Consider the following 18,920-nt stretch of genomic DNA (forward strand, 5'->3'; position numbering starts at 1 on the left):
AAGGATCTCCGGCGCGAATCGCAGATGTCGACTCATCCTTGCCTCCCCGTAGTGGCCGTGGAACGGCCACAGTCCCAGTCGCCTGGCCAGCTGATCGCATGTTATCTATCGTGCCCAGTTAGCAACAGAGGGTCATGTGCCAACAGACTAAGCCTCGTTCCAGGGGATCTCGCGCACGGCCCGCACAGTGAGGTGCCTACACCTGATGCGCTCGTCCAGCCATGCCGTCACGGGTGGAGAGGCCAACACCTTCAGGAGGTTCCGGCATGTTTCCTCGCGTCCGTCCAACGGTCGCGCTGTGATGATGTGGTTGTCGACAGCAACGGGAGCATGCCCTGTTAGCAGCACTCCGACGCCGCGACTGTGTCCCCCCGCGCCCTGGCCCGGCCGCGACGTGCGCCGTATGGCCACAAAAGGCGGTTCTATCAGGCGCCCCGAGAAGCGACGCAGTTGCTTGGGCACGCCAACATCCCCGGCGGGAGGTAGGGCTCGGGCCTTGAGGAACGGCACCTCAGGACCTTCGTGTGGATCACGGTTGTCCACCACGGGCCCGACTCGCACCTCAAACAGATCTTCCAGGCTCTGCGTACTCCGCTCGGCTGTCCACCAGGCTGTATCCGCGCCAGTTCGTCCCTTCGAACGGCGGTGACGCGTTCCCGACATCAGAAACACATGGATATCTGTGTGCGGGTCGAACTGCCCCTGTGTCTGGACAGCTTGCAAGCTGAGGTGCTCGGCAACTTGCTGTCGCCATCGCTCGTAGCGACTGCCGCTGCGCAGCACGTCTGGGAGCACGGCAGTCAGTTGACCACCCACGGCGAGCGCCTTGGAAGCCCCAAGGGTGAACACGGCGGCTTGAGACACTGCGCCAGAAGCCCAACTCCAGTGCTTGTCGGCCGGCATGGCGCCGAAAGGCGGGTTGAGGAGCACGTTGCCGGTGAAGCTGCGAGCTGAACGCAGTGCAGCCAAGCCGTCCTCGACTCTGAGTGAGCGCAGCACGTTCGAGCGAAGGTGGCCATCGCTCGGTCCGGGTTCGGCTCCTGCTGCGCGTGTCCTGTGAGCCGCAGCGAGGAACAGGCGTAGTCGTGCGGCAGCTACAAACTCGGGCTGCAGATCGCTGCCCCGTAGGCTCCGCGACCAGATGGCTACCGTCTCGTCGGTACTCTTTCCCAAAGGGAGAAGGTCGGATGCGGCAAGCAACAGATCCCCTGCACCGCAGGATGGGTCCCAGAACCTGCAGGTAGATGAGGGCGAATTTTGCAGCACCTTGCTGAACGACGTGCGTACTGCGCCCGTGGTGAAGAAGGCGCCGTGCGTACGTCTCGTCGTCAAAGGGACGAGCTGGCGTAGCCGTTCGGAAGCCTGACCGTTCAACGCCAGGCTCACATCCTCTTCGATCCGACGCCATGAGCCACTTGCTACATCCTGCGCAAGGAGAGCTAGCTCATCGACGTAGGCGGAGTAGGGGCTGGTAGTGCCTCGCATGTGGGCGATGCGCCTTTCTGAGTCGCCAACACTGTAGGCACTTCAGGGTGTGCCCGGTTGTCAGATTCTGCAGCAGGGAACTTGGCGCGTCTATGTGGTGGCGCACGCTGGGGATTTGAGGACGGCTCATGCAACACGAGGTCGGCGTAGCCGGCCGCTCCGGGCGGCATCTGGCTGCACATACGCGAAGACCCCGGCCTCAGCGTTTCCGCTGGTGACGGGGTCTTTGGGCACCTCATAAGGGGTGCCCCCGGCAGGATTCGAACCTGCGCACACGGCTTCGGAGGCCGTGACCGCGTCGCCTGCCGCGCGACGGACAGTCAAGGCTGTGCGGAAACTGTTGGTACTCGGCTGATCTGCCGACATGCAGAGGGGCTATGAACTGCTCGTTCGTAGCCCCGCGTTATGTGTCAGAGCCCTGCCACAAAGTCCACGAACGCAGCCCACTCCGAGCTCCGGAAGGCGAGGGGGTCGCGGGCGGGATCCTTGGAGTCGCGGACGTGGATGGTGCCGGGCGTTGCAGCGACCTCGAGGCATTCGCCGCCCTCGTTACCGCTGTAGGTGCTCTTGAACCAGGCGAGGCGCGCGCATTCCGCGGTGTTCATCGTTCCCCCAGCAAATCCTCCATCAGGTCCAAGGACTCCCTTGGCGTGAGCGCCTGGGCCCTGATGCTGCCGTAACGTGCGGCCAGGATACGTACTTCCTCGGTGTCCGTGATCAGTCGGCTGCTGTTCTGCGCCTCCGTGTATCCCACCTGCGCCTTCCCCTTCGGGGTGAGGAGGACGAACGCGCCACCCATTCCAGCATGCTCCACCCGGTCCGTCGGCATCACCTGAAGCTCCACGTTGCGCAGTCGTCCGAGCTTGATCAGCTGCTCCAACTGCCCCTTGTGGACATCCAGACCACCGATTGGTCGTCGCAGTACCACTTCCTCGATGACTGCCGTCACCATGGGAAGAGGCCAGCGCGTCAGAATCTCTTGCCGGTCCATCCGGGAGGCCACCCGCTGCTCGATGATGTCCTCGCTCAGAAGCGGCTTGCGCATCTCATAGAGGGCACGGGTCCGCCGCTGGGTCTGCAACAGGCCGGGAACGTCATGATTGTTGTAGAAGTTGATCTCAACCGTGTCCCGCTCCAACCGCGCGTAATCTCTGAACCAAGCCGGATGCCGAACCCTCGCCTTCGCCTTGGCCTTCTCAACATCCTCAATCGTGGCCTTCAACAGCCCACCAGCATCCAGCAGTTCATCGGCCGCCTCCAGGAACTCCCTCTGCGGCGTCCGTCTCCCCCGCTCCAGCGACGAGACCAGGTCCTCGCTGTATCCGAGCCGGTCCCCCAGCTCCTTCTGCGTGAGCCCGGCCCGCTCCCGAAGTACCTTGACCTGCTTGCCGATCGCACGGTTCAGGTCGCTGGACTGCTCACCCTCGTCGTACGTCTCCTGCGACTCCGTCACCGTCATCACAACACCCGCCCTGCCGTCCCACACCCCACCAGGTCACGGCCGACACCCCGTACAGGACACCGTCCGTACCGGTACACACACCCTGCGTACCGAAGGATTCCCTGGTCAGGGTAGAGCGAGGCGGCCACGCTCAGTGACATGAAGTCAGAAATCTCCACCCGGCACTTCACCCAACTCCTCAGCGCCACGCCTCGCGGCGCCCGCCTGGCGCGGCTGCTGGCTGTGCAGCAACTCGACGAGTGGGGCTGGCCGCCCAGCTGCGAGGTGAGCGAGTCCGCGGCGCTGGTCGTCGCCGAGTTGGCGGCGAACGCGGTTGCGCACGGGCGCGTGAAGGGGCGTGGGTTCCGGCTCACGCTGACTGTCGAGGCCTCGGACACGCTCCGTATCGAAGTGGCCGATTCGCGAGGCGACCGCCGGCCCCTGGCCCGTCGTACCGCGAGTCCCACCGACGAGACGGGGCGCGGGCTGCTCCTCGTCGACGCCCTGACTGCGCGGTGGGGCACTGAGCCATGGCCGCCGTCCGGCAAGGTCGTGTGGGCGGAGATCGGTCTTCCCCGCCTTGTGCTCACTGCTTCCGCACGGGAAAAGGCCCCGACCGGGCCGTAAGGCCAGGCCAGAGCCCTGATGGCAGACGAGTCGGGCTATACGCCGGGTTCTGTCGCCCGGTCGCCTCGCGGCGGCCGGGGAGACGGCCATCCATCTAGGACCGACGTTGCCGTCGGCCTCGTGCGGTCTACCCGCGGACTCGGGCGGGCAGCCCTCGAACGTCCGCGCAGGAGCACCGGGGTGCTCCCTCTTGACCTTGCTCCGGGTGGGGTTTACCTAGCCGCCTGAGTCGCCTCAGGCGCTGGTGGTCTCTTACACCACCGTTTCACCCTTACCAGGGATCGAGATCCCTGGCGGTTTGCTTTCTGTGGCACTGTCCCGCGGGTTACCCCGGGTGGCCGTTAGCCACCACCCTGCCCTGTGGAGCCCGGACGTTCCTCGGGGAGGTCCACAAGAACCTCCACGCGGCCGTCCGCCCGGCTCGTCTGCCGTGTCGACCATGGTACCGGGCGTGGAGCGCGCCTCGGTCCGGCCGTCGCGAGGACCGAGCCCGCCAGGATCAGGGCGAAGGCCACGGCGATCCCCGCCGTCAGGCTTTCGTCCAGGAAGAGGGCTCCCGCCGCCACCGCGACGGCCGGGTTGACGTACGTGATCACCGTCGCCCTCGTGGGGCCCGCCTCCTTGATCAGTTCCAGGAAGGCGACGAAGGCGACCGCCGTGCAGATGACGCCCAGGCCGGCGAGGGCCGACAGGACCTCCGGGGATGGGGGTGCGGAAGGCCAGGTCGCGGCCGCCGCGGGGGCGTACACCAGCGCCGCCAGGGCCAGGCAGGGGGCCGTGAGCTGGAGCGTCGGTACGTCCTTCAGGTGGCGCGCCGCGATCACCGGCGCGGTCGCGTAGCCGATGACCGTCAGCAGTACCTCGACCAGCGAGCGGGCGTCGCCGCCCGTCAGGTGCGGGACGGTGAGGACCGCGACGCCGGACAGGCCCAGGGCCAGGCCCGTCATCCGGCGGGCGCCGAGCCGTTCCGTGTCGCCGAAGAGGCGGGCCGCGGCGACTCCGACGATCGGTACGCCCGCGATCAGCAGGCCCGCGGTGGAGCTGGACAGATGGCGCTCGGCGTCCGTGAGGGTCCACCAGGGGACCATGATCTCGATGCAGGCGAAGGCCAGCATGGGGCGCCAGTGGGTTCGTACGGTCCGGGTCAGGCCGCCTTGGCGTATCGCGAAGGGGAGCAGCAGCGCGGCGCCCACCGTGCAGCGCGTGAACACCACCATGGACGGGGACACGCCATCCACCGCCACCTTGATCATCAGGTAGGGAATGCCCCAGACCACTCCCATCAGGGAGAACAAGAACCAGCCACGTGCAGTCATAGGGACAGTTTCGGCCGCGTCGGCGGCCGGGGTCTTGAACGCTGTTGCACTACGGCGACGGGGACACGCTGGCGCGGTACGCGGCCGGAGTCACTCCCAGCACCCGCCGGAACCAGCGCGTCAGGTGTGCCTGGTCCGCGAAGCCCACGAGCGAGGCCACCTCCGCCGGTCGCAGCCCGGATTCCAGCAGCCCACGGGCCCGGTTCACCCGGTGCTGGGCCAGCCAGGCGTACGGCGGTATCCCCATCGTCGTACGGAAGGCGCGCAGGAGTTGGTAGCGGGACAGGCCCAGGTCGCTGGCGAGGGAGGCGAGGGAGGGGGGCGCCTGGAGTTCGTCGGCCAGGCGGTCGCGTACGGCGTGGGCTATGTGGGCCGCTCCCGGGACCGTGTCGCAGGCCGGGCGAGCCGTGGAGTGGCGCCGGGCCAGGGCCGTGAACAGCCACGGGAGGCGGGACTCGGCCTCCAACGGGTCGGGGCAGACGCTCAGTTCGGTGTGCGCGGTGCGCAGGGCGGCGGCCAGCTCGGGGTCGTCGAGGACGGGTTCGCGGAAGTGCGGGAGGCCGCCCAGGGTGCCCTCGGCGAGCAGGGAGGGCTCGGCGTACAGGGCCCGGTAGGCGTAGCCGTCGGAGGCGGCCGGGCCGCCGGTGTGCATCTCGCCGGGGGCCAGGACGGCGATCGAGCCGGGGCCGGTGTGGATGCGGCCGCCTCGGTAGTCGATGATCTCCGAGCCGCCGACGCAGACGCCGATGGTGAACTCGTCGTGGGCGTGCGGCGCGTAGCGGAACGTGTCGAAGCGGGCGGTCAGCAGGTCGAGGGGCCGGCCGTCACGGCCGAGCGTGGCCCGGGTCCAGTGGGCCTCTTCGCGTACGGTCACGGTCGCCTCCCCCGGCTCCTGCGGTCTTCTCAGGGGTGCAACGCCCGCGTCCCCCGTTTCCATGCCGCGTCCAGATCCGCATCGTCCGGAAACCGCCCGTGGATCTCCAGGATCACCATCCCGTGGGGGAACGCCCAGGTCGCGCGGGCGAGGTCCAGATCGCCTCCGCACACCCGCATCAGCGGTGCGGCGGCCCGGTCCTCCAGGCCCGCCGGGAGGGACGCGCGCGGCCGCGGCCGGGGTTCGGCACCGGTCGAGTAGGGTTCCCTCGATCGTGGCACACGATCAAGGGCGCCGTCAGGGTTGGCCCGCAGGCCCTCACGCGGGCGCGAACTGCACCTTCGCCGTTCCCGGGTCCGCTTGGGTGAGCCGTACCCGCAACCGCTCCCCCAGCGGCAGCGCGGCCGTGCCGCCCGCGATGCGGGCGAAGACCGCCGGGGACTCCAGTTGCACGGTTCCGACGGTGGGTTCGTGTTCCTGTACGTCGACCACGCAGCCCTCGAAGATGTCGCCGACGCGGTCCTTGAGCAGCGCGGCCTCCACGATGTCGACGCACTCGCGTTCGACGGTGCCCGCGCGCCGGGCGCCGTCGGCCATCTGCCCGGGGAGGTCGTCGAGGGCCGCGAGGACCCACTCGGGGGGCGGCTGATCCGCGGCGGCCGCGAGGCAGATCTCCGAGGCGTAGCGGTCGGCGAGGCGGCGCAGGGGGGCCGTGCAGTGGGCGTAGGGCGCGGCCACAGCGGCGTGGGAGGTGAGCTCCGGGCGGACGCCGTCCCGGAACACCGTGTAGCCGGCGCCGCGCAACAGCGTCGTGCACTCCAGGAGGAAGGCCGCGTGGTGCGGCCAGTGCGGGTCGAGGGAGCGGATGAGCTCCGCGTACGAGACATGGTGCGGCCAGTCGATGCGGAGGGCCTTGGCCGTACGGCGGAGGCGGCCGACCGCGCCGTCGGGGGCGGCGGGCAGCGTGCGCAGCACCCCCGTGCCGTGCGCGAGCATCAGCTCGGCCGCCGTCATCCCGGTGAGCAGAGAGAGTTGCGCGTTCCAGCCCTCGACGGGGAGCGGGGCGCGGTAGACGAGTTCGTACATCCCGTCCTCGTCGACGATCTCCTGCTCGGGGACGTTCAACGAGATGCCGCCGCGCTCGACCTCCAGTCGTTCACGGGCCTCCCCGATCTCCTTGAGGAGGGCCAGCGGCTCCTCCGCCGTCCCCGCCCCGATCCGCTTCTGCGCATGCGTGTAGTCGAGCTTGGCGCGGCTGCGTACGAGGGCACGGCGTACGTCGGTCGCCTCCGTACGGCCGTCCGTGTCGAGGTCGATCGTCCACAGCACGGCCGGGCAGGTCTGGTCCGGGAGCAGACTGGCGGTGCCTTCGGAGAGCTGGGCCGGGTGCAGGGGGACCTTCTCGTCCGGGAAGTAGAGGGTCTGGACGCGGCGGTGGGCCTCGGCGTCCAAGGCGCCGCCGGGTGCGACGAAGGCGGCGACGTCGGCGATGGCGTACCGGACGCGGTAGCCGCGCTTCTCGCGGCGCTCGAGGTGCATCGCCTGGTCGAGGTCGGTGGAGGTCGGGGGGTCGATGGTGAAGAGGGGGATGTCCGTCGCGTCGTAGGAAGGCAGGCGGGGTGGCCGCGCGGCCTCGGTCAGGACATCGGGCGGGAAGTTCTCGGACACCCCCAGCTCGGTCCGCAGCGCGCGGAGGGCGGCTCGCAGGGGAGCCTCCGGTGCACCGGTGACGCGTATGTGGCGGCGAGGCATACGGCGAGCGTAGGACGCGCTCCTTCACCCGGCACCCCGAGTTCGCCCGGCATCTTGAGTTCGGCCGGCACCCGGAGTACGCCTTGCTCCGGGAGCTCGCCCCGCACTCCGAATTCACCCGGTACCCCGACCGCTTAGGCTGGCGCGGGCCACACCACCGTTAGGAGAACCACACCGTGCTCGTGCTGCTGCCGCCCTCCGAAGGCAAGGCGCCCTCCGGCCGGGGAACCGCGCTGAAGCTGGAGTCGCTGTCCCTGCCGGGCCTCACCGAGGCGCGCCAGGCGGTCCTCGACGAGCTGGTCGAGCTGTGCGCGGCCGACGAGGAGAAGGCCCGTGAGGTGCTCGGACTGAGCGAGGGCCTGCGCGGCGAGGTCGCCAAGAACGTGGACCTGCGGACCGCGGGCGCCCGCCCGGCCGGGGAGATCTACACGGGAGTCCTGTACGACTCCCTGGACCTGGCCTCCCTGGACACGACGGCGAAGAGGCGGGCGGCACGCTCGCTGCTCGTGTTCTCGGGGCTGTGGGGCGCGGTCCGGGTGACCGACCGGATCCCCTCGTACCGCTGCTCGATGGGTGTGAAGCTGCCCGGGCTCGGGGCTCTGGGCGCGCACTGGCGTACCCCGATGGTCACCGCGCTGCCAGAGGCGGCCGGCGACGGACTCGTGCTGGACCTGCGGTCCTCGGCGTACGCGTCGGCATGGAAGCCGAAGGGCGAGGTCGCCGGGCGGACGGCGACCGTGCGGGTGCTGCACTCCCAGATGGTGAACGGGGTCGAGAAGCGTTCCGTCGTCAGCCACTTCAACAAGGCGACCAAGGGCAAGATCGTACGCAGCCTGCTCACCGCGGGCGCGGCGCCGAAGGGCCCGGCGGAGCTGGTGGAGGCGCTGCGGGACCTCGGGTACGTGGTGGAGGCGGAGGCTCCGGGCAGGGCGGGCAGGGCGTGGGCGCTGGACGTGGTGGTGACGGAGATCCACTGAGCCCTTCCCTTCGGCGGCCGCGCGAGCGCCGCTCGGATGGGGTTGCGGCCTGTGCCACGAGCGCGGCTTGGCCGAGGTTGTGGCCCGCACCGCGAGCGCGGCTCGACAAAAGGCTGTGGCCCGTCCCGCGAGCCCGGCTTTCGCCCGCACCGCCGACGTGGCTCCCTTGGACCTCGTTGCAGCATATGCAATGACCTTTGCGCATACTGCACACCCCGGGCAGGATGAGGCGTATGACTTCGCCGCTGCCCTCATCCCCGCCTGCCTCCGTACTGGATCTCGCCCCCGTGGTCCCCGTCGTCGTGGTCACGGACGCCGCCGACGCCGTACCCCTGGCGCGGGCGCTCGTCGCGGGCGGGCTGCCCGCGATCGAGGTGACGCTGCGGACGCCGGTCGCGCTCGACGCGATCCGGGCGATCGCGGCCCAGGTGCCGGACGCGGTGGTCGGCGCGGGCACGGTCCTGTCACCGGAGCAGGTGGCCGACTCGGTGGCGGCGGGCGCACGCTTCCTGGTCAGCCCGGGCTGGACGGACGTACTGCTCGATGCCATGAAGGCGTCCGGGGTGTCGTTCCTGCCGGGGGTCTCCACCACGACGGAGGTCGTGGCGCTCCTGGAGCGGGGCGTGCGCGAGATGAAGTTCTTCCCGGCGCAGGCGGCGGGCGGCACTGCGTACCTCAAGTCACTGGCGGGCCCGCTGCCGCAGGCGCGGTTCTGCCCGACGGGCGGCATCGGTCCGGCCTCCGCGCCGGAGTACCTCGCGCTTCCCAACGTCGGCTGCGTGGGCGGGAGCTGGATGCTCCCGCAGGATGCGGTCGCGGGGCGGGACTGGGGGTGGATCGAGGCCTTGGCGCGGGAGGCCGCGGCGCTCAGGCCGCCCCTCGGATAACGACCGCCCACGCCGCCACCCGAATGACGACCGCCCAGGCCGCCACCCGAATGACGACGGCTCAGGCCGCCACCCGAATGACGACCTTGCCGAAGGCCACCCCGCTCTCGTAGTGGCGGAAGGCCTCGTGGACCTCGTCGAAGCCGAAGACACGGTCGATGACCGGGCGCGTCCCGTGCAGCGTCAGCGCCCGGTTCATGGACTCGAAGTGCGCCCGGCTGCCGACGAACACCCGGCGGATCGTCGCCAGACTCGCCGCGTACGCCGCGTTGGAGATCTCGATGCCCGGCCTGCGCGGGTTGCCGGTGATCAGGAGCACGATCTGGCCGTAGAGCGCTGCGGCGCGCATGGACTGCTCGATCGTGTCGGGGCCGTTGGTCTCGACGACGAGGTCGGCACCCCGACCGCCGGTCAACTCCCTTACCACCGACCCCCATTCCGGGTTCTCGGCGTAGTTGACGACGTGGTCCGCGCCGAGCGCCTTGAGGCGGTCGGCCTTCGCGGCGCTCGACGTCGTCGCGATGACCTCGGCGCCCAGCATCTTGGCGAACTGCACCACGAAGAGGGACAGCGCGCCGGTGCCCAGGGTGAGCACGGTCTGGCCGGGGGCCAGGGGCTCGCCGCCCGTCAGGGAGTGCCAGGCGGTGACTCCGGCACAGGGCAGGCAGGCCGCTTCCTCCCAGGTCAGGTGGTCCGGGACGAGTACGGCGGCCTCTTGGTCCAGGACGGCGTACTCGGTGAGCATGCCGTTCAGGGTGGCGCCCGGCTGGTCGAACAGGGCCGGCGTGATCCGTCCGTCGAGCCAGTTGGGGAAGTACGTGCCCGCCACCCGGTCGCCGACCGCGAACCGGGTCACCTCCCCTCCCACCGCGACGACTTCACCCGCTCCGTCGCTCACCGGGATCACATCCGGCACGGCCTTCAGCGGGTAGGTCCCCTTCATGAGCAGGAGATCGCGCTTGTTGAGGGAGACGGCCCGGACGCGGACGAGGATCTCGCGGGGGCCGGGCTCCGGGCGGTCGGTCTCGCGCGGGACGATGCCGTCGACGGTGCCGAGCGTTTCGAGGTGGTAGGCGCGCATGTCCGCTCCCTGAGGTCTGCTCTGTGAGGTCTGCTCTGTGGATGCGTCCATGCTGCTCGGACGGGGTACGTCGCTCAATTCCCGGCAAGGTATGACGGCTCACCGGGACGGCCACGTCGTAGAGACGGTTGTCGTCGCGGAGAGGGCCACGTCGCAGAGACAGCCGTCGTCGTAGAGAGGGCCATGTCATACAGACGGCGCTGTCGTACCCATGACGTACAACTGAGCCATGACCACCAGCACCTCCATCGAGCCCCCTCCCTTCGCCCGGGAGCTGTTGCGCTGGCGCACCGCGCGGCGGGTCAGTCAGCTGGAGCTCGCCTCGCGGGCGGGGACGACTCAGCGGTACGTCAGCTTCATCGAGCGCGGGCGTTCGGTACCCGGCAGAGAGATCGTGATCAGGCTCGCCGAGTCGCTGGAGCTGACGCTGCGGGAGCGCAACTCACTTCTGCTGGCGGCCGGTTACGCGCCCGCGTTCGCCGAGTCACCGCTCGACGCCGTCGCGCTGAAGCCCGTACGGGAGGCGCTGGACAGCATTCTCGAAGGGCATCTGCCCTATCCGGCCGTGGTGGCGGGGCCACGGGGTGAACTCGTCGCGGCCAACGAGGCGTTCGACGTGCTCACGGAGGGGGCGGACGCGTCGCTGCTCGAACCGCCCGTCAACGTGCTGCGGCTCGCGCTGCATCCGCGCGGGATGGCGTCACGGGTGGTGAACCTGGACGCGTGGGGGCAGCACATCGTGGAGAACCTGCGGGCCCGAGCCGTACGCAGCCCGGATCCCCACCTCGACGCGCTCGCCGAGGAGTTGGCGGACTACGTGCCCGCGAGCGAGCCCGGCGCGGACTACCTGGGCTTCGCCGTACCGCTGCGACTGCGGCGCCCGGAGGGCGAGTTGAGACTGCTCACCACGCTGACGTCGTTCGCGACGGCGGTGGACGTCACGCTCGCCGAGCTCCACCTGGAGGCATTTCTCCCGGCGGACCGGGAGACGGCGGAGATCCTGCGGGCCCGCGCCGCTCGGCGCACGTGATCAGCGCAGGTGAGAGGTGTCGTTGAACAGGCGGACGCTCGCGTTGCCGTCCGCGTAGTACGCCACCGCCGAGAGGGAGGCCGCGGACAGTTCCATACGGAACAGGGACTCCGGAGGGGCGCCGAGGGCGAGGCGTACGAGGGTCTTGATCGGGGTGACGTGCGTGACGAGCAGGACGGTGCGGCCCGCGTACGAGGCGATCAGCTTGTCGCGGGTGGTGGCCATACGGCGGGCGGTCGCCGCGAAGCTCTCGCCGCCGCCGGACGGTTCGGCCTTCGGCGAGGCGAGCCAGGCGTTCAGGTCGTCGGGGTAGCGCTCCCGCACCTCGCCGAACGTCAGCCCCTCCCAGGCGCCGAAGTCCGTCTCGCGCAGCCCGTCCTCGATGACCACGTCGAGCCCGAGGCGGGCGGCGACGGCCCCCGCGGTCTCCCGGGTCCGGGTCAGCGGCGACGCCACGATCGCCTGGATGGTGCCGCGCGCGGCCAGCGCCGCGGCGACCCGCTCGGCCTGTTCCCGGCCCACGTCCGACAGTGACGGGTCGCTGCCGCCGCTGCCCGAGAATCGCTTCTGGGGGGTCAGGGGGGTCTCGCCGTGGCGGAGGAGGACGAAGGTGGCCGGGGCGCCCAGGTCGGGGGCTGCGCCCCAACCGACCGTCGGTGCGGTGGCGGCCACGTTCTGCGCGGCCCTCACATCGCTTTCGGACTGTGCGGCTCCGCCGCCGGGTGACGGGGTGGAGCCGGGAGTCGTCAAACCGCGGGCCGGTGCGGGCTGGTCGCGCAGTTCGCCGCGCCCCTCGCGGGGCGCTCCCGAGCCCGGCGCCTCAGCGGGCGCCACGCCACCGCGAATCCCCGCCAGCGCCGCCCGTGCCTTCGCCGCGCCCGCCACCGCGTCCCCGGGCGGGCCGGACGGCTCAGGAGCCGCGGCACGCGCCGCACGCGCGTCCAGTTCCGCCGTCGATGCCGACGCCGACCACTGCTCGCCCCGCCTTCCCGCGTCCATCGCCTCGTTGGCGAGCCGGTCCGCGTGCTTGTTCTGCTCGCGCGGGATCCACTCGTACGTGACCTGCTCGGACGGGAGGATCCGCGCGGCCTCGGCGGCCAGCGGCTTCATGTCCGGGTGCTTGATCTTCCAGCGGCCGGACATCTGCTCGACGACGAGCTTGGAGTCCATGCGGACCCGGATCGAGGCGGTCGGGTCCAGTTCGTGGGCAGCGCGCAGGCCGGCCACCAGCCCCCGGTACTCCGCGACGTTGTTGGTGGCGATGCCGATGTACTCGGCGCGCTCCACCAGCGTCTCCCCGGTGGCCGCGTCGATGACCACGGAGCCGTAGCCCGCGGGCCCCGGGTTGCCCCGGGAACCGCCGTCGGCCTCGACGATGAACTCCCGCACGCGTCAAGCCCCTTACAGACTTCTTGCAGACCTACAGGCCTACGGACTTGCAGACCCGGAGGCCTACGGACTTACAGACCGGACTCGGACGTGCGCACCAGAATGCGACGGCAGTTCTCGCAGCGCAGCACGGTGTCCGGGGAGGCCGCCTTCACCTCGTTGACCTCCGTGATGTTGAGCTCCAGGCGGCAGCCCTCGCAGCGGCGCTGGTAGAGCCGGGCCGCGCCGACGCCGCCCTGCTGGTCGCGCAGCTTGTCGTAGAGCTTGAGGAGGTCGGGGGGGATCGTGGCGGCGATGACCTCGCGCTCCTTCCTCGCCGTCGCGGTGTCGCCGTCGAGGGACTCGAAGGCGGCGTCCCGGCGCGAGGTCGCGTCGTCGATCTTCGACTGGACGGAGGAGACGCGCTCGGTCAGCTCGGCGACGCGCTCCTGGGCGGACTCGCGGCGCTCCATGACCTCCAGGACGACGTCCTCGAGGTCACCCTGGCGCTTGGCGAGGGAGGTGATCTCGCGCTGGAGGTTCTCCAGGTCCTTGGGGGACGACACGGCACCGGAGTCGAGGCGCTTCTGGTCGCGGGCGGCGCGCTGGCGCACCTGGTCGACGTCCTGCTCGGCCTTGGTCTGCTCGCGGGCGCAGTCGCTCTCCTCGGTCTGTGAGGCGACGAGCAGGTCGCGCAGCTGCGTGAGGTCCTTGTTCAGCGACTCGATCTCGGCGTGCTCGGGCAGCGACCTCCGCTTGTGCGCCAGCTGCTGAAGGCGTACGTCGAGGGCCTGGACGTCGAGGAGTCGGATCTGGTCGGCGGGCGCGGCGTTCAGTTGGGGGCTCCTGATGTGTCGGTGATAGAGGCCGCGTGGGCGGTCCAGGGGTCGGTGACCGTCTTCGAGACGTGGACCCTCAGGTCCCATCCATGACGGTCGGAGATCTCGTCGAGCTGGGCGGCGGCCAGCTCGCACCAGGGCCACTCGGTGGCCCAGTGCGCCGCGTCGAGCAGCGCGAGAGGACTGTGGGCGCGGGCTTCGGACGCCGGGTGGTGGCGCAGGTCCGCGGTGAGGAAGGCGTCCACGCCGGCGGCGCGCACGTCGTCGAAGAGGCTGTCGCCGGAGCCGCCGCTGACCGCGACGGTCCGTACCAGCGCGTCGGGGTCGCCCGCGACGCGGATGCCCTGTGCGGTGGCGGGCAGCCGCTCGGCGGCGCGCGCGGCGAGGTCGCGGACGGTCAGCGGGTGGTCCAGCTCACAGACTCGGCCGAGGCCCCGGCGGCCGTCCGGGTCGGTCGGGTCCGGCACGAGGGGCCGTACGACACGAAGGTCCAGCGCGCCCGCGAGGGCGTCGGAGACTCCCGGATCGGCGCGGTCGGCGTTCGTGTGGGCGACGTGCAGCGCGATGTCGTTCTTGATCAGGGTGTGCACGACGCGGCCCTTGAAGGTGGTGGCCGCCACCGTCGTCGTACCGCGCAGATAGAGCGGATGGTGGGTGACCAGCAGATCCGCACCCAGCTTCACCGCCTCGTCGACGATGTCCTGGACCGGGTCGACGGCGAACAGTACGCGCGTGACCTCCTGGTCGGGGTCGCCGCAGACGGTGCCGACCGCGTCCCAGTCCTCGGCCCTCTCGGGGGGCCAGAGAGCGTCGAGCGCGGCGATGACTTCAGACAGACGGGGCACGGGGAAAGGCTACCTGTCTTACGTCCCGGCCCGACCGGTCGCGAGCCACTCGACCAGCGCCCCGGCGATGGGCGGGCCCCGGTCGCCCAGGCCCACCCCCGCCTCCCCACCACCGTTCAGCACATCCGCCCCCGTTTCCTCAGGCGAATCCCGACATGGCCACCCTTATGTGTGAAGCGGCCGCCCGTCGGTCCCACGTCTGTGCGTGCGAAAACTAGCTTCGTCGCCGGAGGTGACCGAACGATGACGGCCTGTGCGACGGAGCCTGGGGCGGAGAACGAGGACGAGAGCCAGGACGCGAACCACGGCGTGAACGACTGGACCGCCCGTCCCGCCTGTGTGATCACCACTGACGGCACGTACGCGGCGCGCCTCACCCGGGCCGGCGAGTCCTGGTACCCGGAGCGCTGGACGCTGGACGGCCCCGAGCCGTACGCCGTACCGCTGCCCGGCCACCAGCCGGAGGAGCCCGGCACCGAGGTGCTGCCGCTGACCGACGGAAGGGTGCTGATCCACCGCGTCACGGAGGGACGGCACGTCTTCTCCCTCCTGTACCCGACCGGGCCCGGCACCGGCGAGCTGCCGCTCGGCGCGGTGGAGTGCCCCGACGAGGGCACCCGGCTGCGGCTGCTGCCGCCCGCGCCCGGCGGGCAGCGGGCGTACGCCCTCGCCGTGGGCCGGGGCTCCACCGCGGTGTGGCTGGTGGCGGGCGGCGCGTTCGGACCCGAGCACCTGGCAGAGGTGCCGGGCCACTGCTCGGGCGGGGTGTGGCTGGACGGCACCGGCCGCCTGCTCGCGCTGGACCGCTGCCGGGACGGCCGCACCAAGACGGTGGTCGTCGACCTGGAGCGCGGCGGCGAGATGTTCCCGTTCCTCCAGATCGCGGAGCACAGCAACGACCGACTGCTCCTCGCGGACGCCGACAGCGGCCTCCTCCTCATCCGCTCCGACGCCCCGTCCCCGGGCCACGACCGCCTCGGCTGGGGCGTCGTCGGCAGCACCCTGCCCGTCCGCTTCCCGGAGTGCCTGCGCCTGACCGACTGCGCGGTGACACCCTTCGCGATCCAGCCCGGCCAGATGCTCACCCCCGAGACCTGCGCGGTCGCCCTGCGCATCGACGGCCCGGCGGGTACCTGGCTCGGCATCTGGCGCCCCGCCGAACGCCAGGTCCACCATCTCCCGGCCCCCGAGGGCTGGTTGGCGGGCACCGGCCTGTGGACCAGAGAGGGGGTGCTCCAACTGCCGTACGCGACGGGGGCGGTGCCGTGCGGGGTGGCCCGGGTGGGAGCGCCCATGGGGGCAGGGGCGGGGGAAGGGGGCCCTGACCGGGACGCCGGCCAGGGCCCCGAACTACGACCACCAGCCCGCCCGGTCCCTCTCCAACAGGCACCTCTGGAGGGACGGGTGGTGCGGTTGAACGGCCGGGGCTTGCAACTGCGCGGTCGGGGGGTGCAGTTGAACAACCAGGGGCCGCAACTGAACCAGCCCGCCCAGGCACCCTCGGCCCGCCCGGCATTCGAGGACGAGGCCGCGAGCCGCACCACACCCACCCCGGGCCACATCGCGCCCGCCCCAGGCCACACCACTCCCACCCCAGGCCACACCACTCCCACCCCGGGCCACATCACGCCCACCCCGGGCGCCACTCTCCACCCCGGCCGGCATTTCTCAGCCCGTCCGGCGTTCGAGGACGAGGCCGTCAAGGCCGAAGGGGGGTCTGGGGGCGCAGCCCCCAGGTACGGGACGGGCAGGGGCGGAGGGGGCGAAGAAAGCTCACCCACCGACACCCCCGCCATGACCGCCAGTTAGAATCCCCCGGCTGTAAAAGTAGGATCTTGCATACGGGGTGAACACTTAAATGAGCGACACCAGCACGATGGAAGCACGGGGCACCGACTCCCACGAGGCCACGGCCCAGGCCGAAGGCCACGGAAGGCACCGCGGCCCGATCTCCGGCCACGACGACGCGGCGACCCCGCAGGGCCGCCACCGCAAGCCGTCCGACCAGGACAACGCCGCCTGACGGCACGCCGAACCCGGCACACGGCCCCGCTCGCGCCATGGCGAGCGGGGCCGCTGCATGCGGGGCTCCCCCGGGCCCCACGCGTGGGCGACGTCCAAGTCCCCCGTTGTCGGGGTGAGTCCCCCTTGTCCGGGCGGGAACCGACCCCCACAATCGAGACCCACGGTACGGAGCTGACATCCGCGGGGGTATCCCAGATTCCTGGGATATGACGGGCCGATATTCCGGGGACGCGCCGATGATCCTGTCCGAGACCACCGCCCGCCTCGAACGCGGCCTGCGCGGCGAGCTCAGCGCCCTCGCCGTACTCGACCACACCACCCGCGTCCTGCTGGACGCCGTACCGGCGGACATCTGGTGCGGAGTGGTCCTGGACCCCTCGACACTGCTGGACACCGGCGGCCAGCACGAGTCCGGTTTCCCGGAGTCGAGCATGCGCCGCCTCTTCGAGATCGAGCACGTGGAACAGGACGACGTCGACAACCTGCGGGCGCTGGCCCGGCGTCCGGGCAAGGTGAGCCTGCTCAGCCGGTCGACACACGGTCGGCTCGACGACAGCAAGTACTACCGGGAGATCCTCCGACCTCTCGACCTCACCGACGAGTTACGGGTCCTGCTCCGGGACGGCCGGCGCACCTGGGGCCTGCTCGTGCTGTGCCGGGACGCGCACACGCGCCCCTTCTCCTCCGCCGACCTGGCCGTCGCCGAGGCCCTGAGCGTGCCCGCCTGTGCCGCGCTGCGCCGCTCGCTGTTGCTGTCCGGCGTGGACTGCGGGCCGCTGCCGGACGCGCCGGGCTGGGTGGTGCTCGACGGCGACCTCGGAGTGCGGTCGATGTCGCCGACGGCACACCACTGGATCGACCAGCTGCAGGAGCAGCACGCGCCCGGCCGCGGCGGGACAGCCCCGTATCTGCTGCGCGCGCTGGCCGTGCAGGCCCGCGGCGAAGCGGCCGGCGCCGGGGCACACGTACGGGCGCCCACGAGCGCGGGCCGCTGGATCTCGCTGCGGGCCTGGCCCGTCGACCAGAGCGGCGAGACCACCACCGTGATCTCCGTCGGCCCCACCGACCCCGCCGAACTGACCGCGCTGGTCCTCGACGTGTACGGGCTGTCGCCGCGCGCCCGGCAGATCGCCCAGCACCTGCTGCTCGGCCGCTCGACCAGCGAGATCGCCCAGCATCTCGGTGTGTCCGCGTACACGGTGCAGGACCATCTCAAGCAGATCTTCGACAAGGTGGGGGTGCGCAGCCGCCGCGAGCTGGTCGCCGAGTTGTTCTTCCGGCACTATCTGCCGCAGCTGGCGCACCCGTCCCTGTCGACGGACGGGCGGCTGCTGAGCCCGGAGGAGCAGTAGCCGTCCGTCCGAAAGCTTCCGTGAGCTGTTCGAGAGAGCTATTCGTGAGAGCTGTGCGAGAGTGCTGTTCGTGTGAGCTATTCGTGCTTGAGCCCCAGCACCTCCACCGCCGCGAACGTCTCGCCCTTCGGGCGGTCCGCGTAGTGCGCAGTGAGCAGCGCGTCCAGCTCGTCGTACGTGAAGACGTCCTGCTTGGTGTCGAACTTGGCGGCCACCCGCGGGCGTTCGACGATCGCGACCATGCCGCCGTGCACGACGAGCAGCTGGCCGTTGATGTGGGCGGCGGCGGGTGAGGCCAAGTAGCCGACGAGCGGGGCGACATGCTCGGGCGCGAGCGGATCCAGTCCTTCGTCGGGCTCGGCGAAGCCCGCGAACACGTCCTCGGTCATACGAGTCCGGGCGCGCGGGCAGATGACGTTCGCCGTCACGCCGTACTTCGCGAGCGCCAGCGCGGTCGAGGTGGTCAACCCGACGATTCCGCCTTTCGCGGCGGCATAGTTGGGCTGTCCCGCCGAACCGGCGAGGAACGCCTCCGACGAGGTGTTCACGATCCGCCCGTACACGGGCCCGTCGACCGCCTTGGAGCGTGCCCGCCAGTGCACGGACGCGAAGTGGGTCGTGTTGAAGTGGCCTTTGAGGTGCACCCTGATGACCGAGTCCCACTCGTCCTCGGTCATCGAGAAGACCATCCGGTCGCGCAGGATGCCCGCGTTGTTGACCAGGATGTCGAGCTTCCCGAATTCGGTGACCGCCAACTCGACCAGTGCGCGGGCGTGTTCGTGGTCGGCGACGTCGCCGGTGTGGGCGGCGGCTCGGCCGCCCGCCGCGCGGATCTCGGCGGCGACCTCCTCGGCCGGCGTGGCCGAGGCCTCCCCGGAGCCGTCCCGCCCGGGCTGCCCGTAGTCGTTGACGACGACGGCCGCGCCCAGACGGCCGAGTTCCAGCGCCTCGGCCCGTCCGAGCCCGCGCCCCGCGCCGGTGACGATCGCGGTCAGCCCTTCAAGTGGCTGTGACATCAAGG

Annotated in this window: 16 protein-coding genes, 1 other RNA gene and 3 pseudogenes; 7 read left to right on the forward strand and 13 right to left on the reverse strand. The window is 70.8% G+C overall.

The window, feature by feature from the left end; genetic code table 11:
• Window positions 1-147 precede the first annotated feature (147 nt).
• From AB5J53_RS15380 to AB5J53_RS15390, 3 genes are all read right to left on the reverse strand, one after another.
• On the reverse strand, window positions 148-969 hold the full coding sequence (locus AB5J53_RS15380; RefSeq protein WP_369246213.1) for a hypothetical protein: 822 nt from the start codon (window positions 967-969) through the stop codon (window positions 148-150).
• Window positions 970-1,895: 926 nt separating this feature from the next.
• A complete protein-coding gene (locus tag AB5J53_RS15385) occupies window positions 1,896-2,090 on the reverse strand; it encodes a DUF397 domain-containing protein (RefSeq protein WP_369246214.1) in 195 nt (64 codons plus the stop codon).
• Entirely contained in the window at window positions 2,087-2,944 is an 858-nt protein-coding gene (locus AB5J53_RS15390; RefSeq protein WP_369246215.1) for a Scr1 family TA system antitoxin-like transcriptional regulator, read from the reverse strand. Before AB5J53_RS15390 ends, AB5J53_RS15385 begins: the two co-directional genes overlap by 4 nt.
• A gap of 141 nt (window positions 2,945-3,085) precedes the next feature.
• On the opposite strand from AB5J53_RS15390, the gene AB5J53_RS15395 reads away from it, so the two are divergent.
• Window positions 3,086-3,553 carry an ATP-binding protein gene (locus AB5J53_RS15395; protein ID WP_369246216.1) on the forward strand — a complete coding sequence of 156 codons (468 nt, stop codon included), beginning with the start codon at window positions 3,086-3,088 and terminating at the stop codon, window positions 3,551-3,553.
• Window positions 3,554-3,575: 22 nt separating this feature from the next.
• Here the strand turns inward: AB5J53_RS15395 and rnpB are convergent.
• From rnpB to AB5J53_RS15420, 5 genes and pseudogenes are all read right to left on the reverse strand, one after another.
• Window positions 3,576-3,977: RNase P RNA component class A (gene rnpB / locus AB5J53_RS15400), an RNA gene on the reverse strand.
• A gap of 112 nt (window positions 3,978-4,089) precedes the next feature.
• Window positions 4,090-4,869: pseudogene (locus AB5J53_RS15405) on the reverse strand (DMT family transporter); the annotation flags it as partial.
• Between the two features lie 49 nt (window positions 4,870-4,918).
• The gene (locus AB5J53_RS15410; protein ID WP_369246217.1) at window positions 4,919-5,743 is read right to left on the reverse strand and encodes an AraC family transcriptional regulator; all 825 of its coding nucleotides are present in this window, start codon (window positions 5,741-5,743) and stop codon (window positions 4,919-4,921) included.
• Between the two features lie 29 nt (window positions 5,744-5,772).
• Window positions 5,773-5,970: pseudogene (locus AB5J53_RS15415) on the reverse strand (TetR-like C-terminal domain-containing protein); the annotation flags it as partial.
• Between the two features lie 91 nt (window positions 5,971-6,061).
• A complete protein-coding gene (locus AB5J53_RS15420) occupies window positions 6,062-7,495 on the reverse strand; it encodes an RNB domain-containing ribonuclease (RefSeq protein ID WP_369246218.1) in 1,434 nt (477 codons plus the stop codon).
• Between the two features lie 176 nt (window positions 7,496-7,671).
• Here AB5J53_RS15420 and yaaA point away from each other — a divergent pair, with 176 nt between their 5' ends.
• Both yaaA and eda read left to right on the forward strand, forming a co-directional pair.
• Window positions 7,672-8,472, forward strand: a complete 801-nt coding sequence (gene yaaA, locus AB5J53_RS15425; RefSeq protein WP_369246219.1) for a peroxide stress protein YaaA — start codon at window positions 7,672-7,674, stop codon at window positions 8,470-8,472.
• Window positions 8,473-8,705: 233 nt separating this feature from the next.
• Window positions 8,706-9,359: a bifunctional 4-hydroxy-2-oxoglutarate aldolase/2-dehydro-3-deoxy-phosphogluconate aldolase gene (eda, locus tag AB5J53_RS15430; RefSeq protein WP_369246220.1), complete on the forward strand. Its 654-nt coding sequence runs from the start codon at window positions 8,706-8,708 to the stop codon at window positions 9,357-9,359.
• Between the two features lie 61 nt (window positions 9,360-9,420).
• On the opposite strand, the gene AB5J53_RS15435 is transcribed toward eda, so the two are convergent.
• Window positions 9,421-10,440: an NAD(P)-dependent alcohol dehydrogenase gene (locus AB5J53_RS15435; protein WP_369246221.1), complete on the reverse strand. Its 1,020-nt coding sequence runs from the start codon at window positions 10,438-10,440 to the stop codon at window positions 9,421-9,423.
• Between the two features lie 229 nt (window positions 10,441-10,669).
• On the opposite strand from AB5J53_RS15435, the gene AB5J53_RS15440 reads away from it, so the two are divergent.
• Window positions 10,670-11,470 (forward strand): helix-turn-helix domain-containing protein, encoded by an 801-nt coding sequence (locus AB5J53_RS15440; protein ID WP_369246222.1) that lies wholly within the window; start codon window positions 10,670-10,672, stop codon window positions 11,468-11,470.
• Here the strand turns inward: AB5J53_RS15440 and AB5J53_RS15445 are convergent, their stop codons facing one another.
• The 3 genes from AB5J53_RS15445 to AB5J53_RS15455 all read right to left on the reverse strand — a co-directional run bounded on the left by AB5J53_RS15445 (window position 11,471) and on the right by AB5J53_RS15455 (window position 14,522).
• A complete protein-coding gene (locus AB5J53_RS15445; RefSeq protein ID WP_369246223.1) occupies window positions 11,471-12,859 on the reverse strand; it encodes a bifunctional RNase H/acid phosphatase in 1,389 nt (462 codons plus the stop codon).
• A 71-nt stretch (window positions 12,860-12,930) separates the two neighbouring features.
• Window positions 12,931-13,674 (reverse strand): zinc ribbon domain-containing protein, encoded by a 744-nt coding sequence (locus tag AB5J53_RS15450; protein ID WP_369252245.1) that lies wholly within the window; start codon window positions 13,672-13,674, stop codon window positions 12,931-12,933.
• A complete protein-coding gene (locus AB5J53_RS15455) occupies window positions 13,671-14,522 on the reverse strand; it encodes a Nif3-like dinuclear metal center hexameric protein (protein WP_369246224.1) in 852 nt (283 codons plus the stop codon). Before AB5J53_RS15455 ends, AB5J53_RS15450 begins: the two co-directional genes overlap by 4 nt.
• 243 nt (window positions 14,523-14,765) lie before the next feature.
• Here AB5J53_RS15455 and AB5J53_RS15460 point away from each other — a divergent pair.
• The 3 genes and pseudogenes from AB5J53_RS15460 to AB5J53_RS15470 form a co-directional block, all read left to right on the forward strand.
• Window positions 14,766-15,803 (forward strand): annotated as a pseudogene (locus AB5J53_RS15460) (hypothetical protein); the annotation flags it as partial.
• Between the two features lie 577 nt (window positions 15,804-16,380).
• Entirely contained in the window at window positions 16,381-16,545 is a 165-nt protein-coding gene (locus AB5J53_RS15465) for a hypothetical protein (RefSeq protein ID WP_369246225.1), read from the forward strand.
• A gap of 208 nt (window positions 16,546-16,753) precedes the next feature.
• Window positions 16,754-17,899 carry a LuxR C-terminal-related transcriptional regulator gene (locus AB5J53_RS15470; RefSeq protein ID WP_369246226.1) on the forward strand — a complete coding sequence of 382 codons (1,146 nt, stop codon included), beginning with the start codon at window positions 16,754-16,756 and terminating at the stop codon, window positions 17,897-17,899.
• Between the two features lie 77 nt (window positions 17,900-17,976).
• Here AB5J53_RS15470 and AB5J53_RS15475 read toward each other — a convergent pair whose 3' ends face one another.
• A complete protein-coding gene (locus AB5J53_RS15475) occupies window positions 17,977-18,915 on the reverse strand; it encodes a 3-oxoacyl-ACP reductase (protein WP_369246227.1) in 939 nt (312 codons plus the stop codon).
• Window positions 18,916-18,920: the final 5 nt, after the last annotated feature.

The sequence above is a fragment of the Streptomyces sp. R41 genome (assembly GCF_041053055.1).
Taxonomy (GTDB): domain Bacteria; phylum Actinomycetota; class Actinomycetes; order Streptomycetales; family Streptomycetaceae; genus Streptomyces.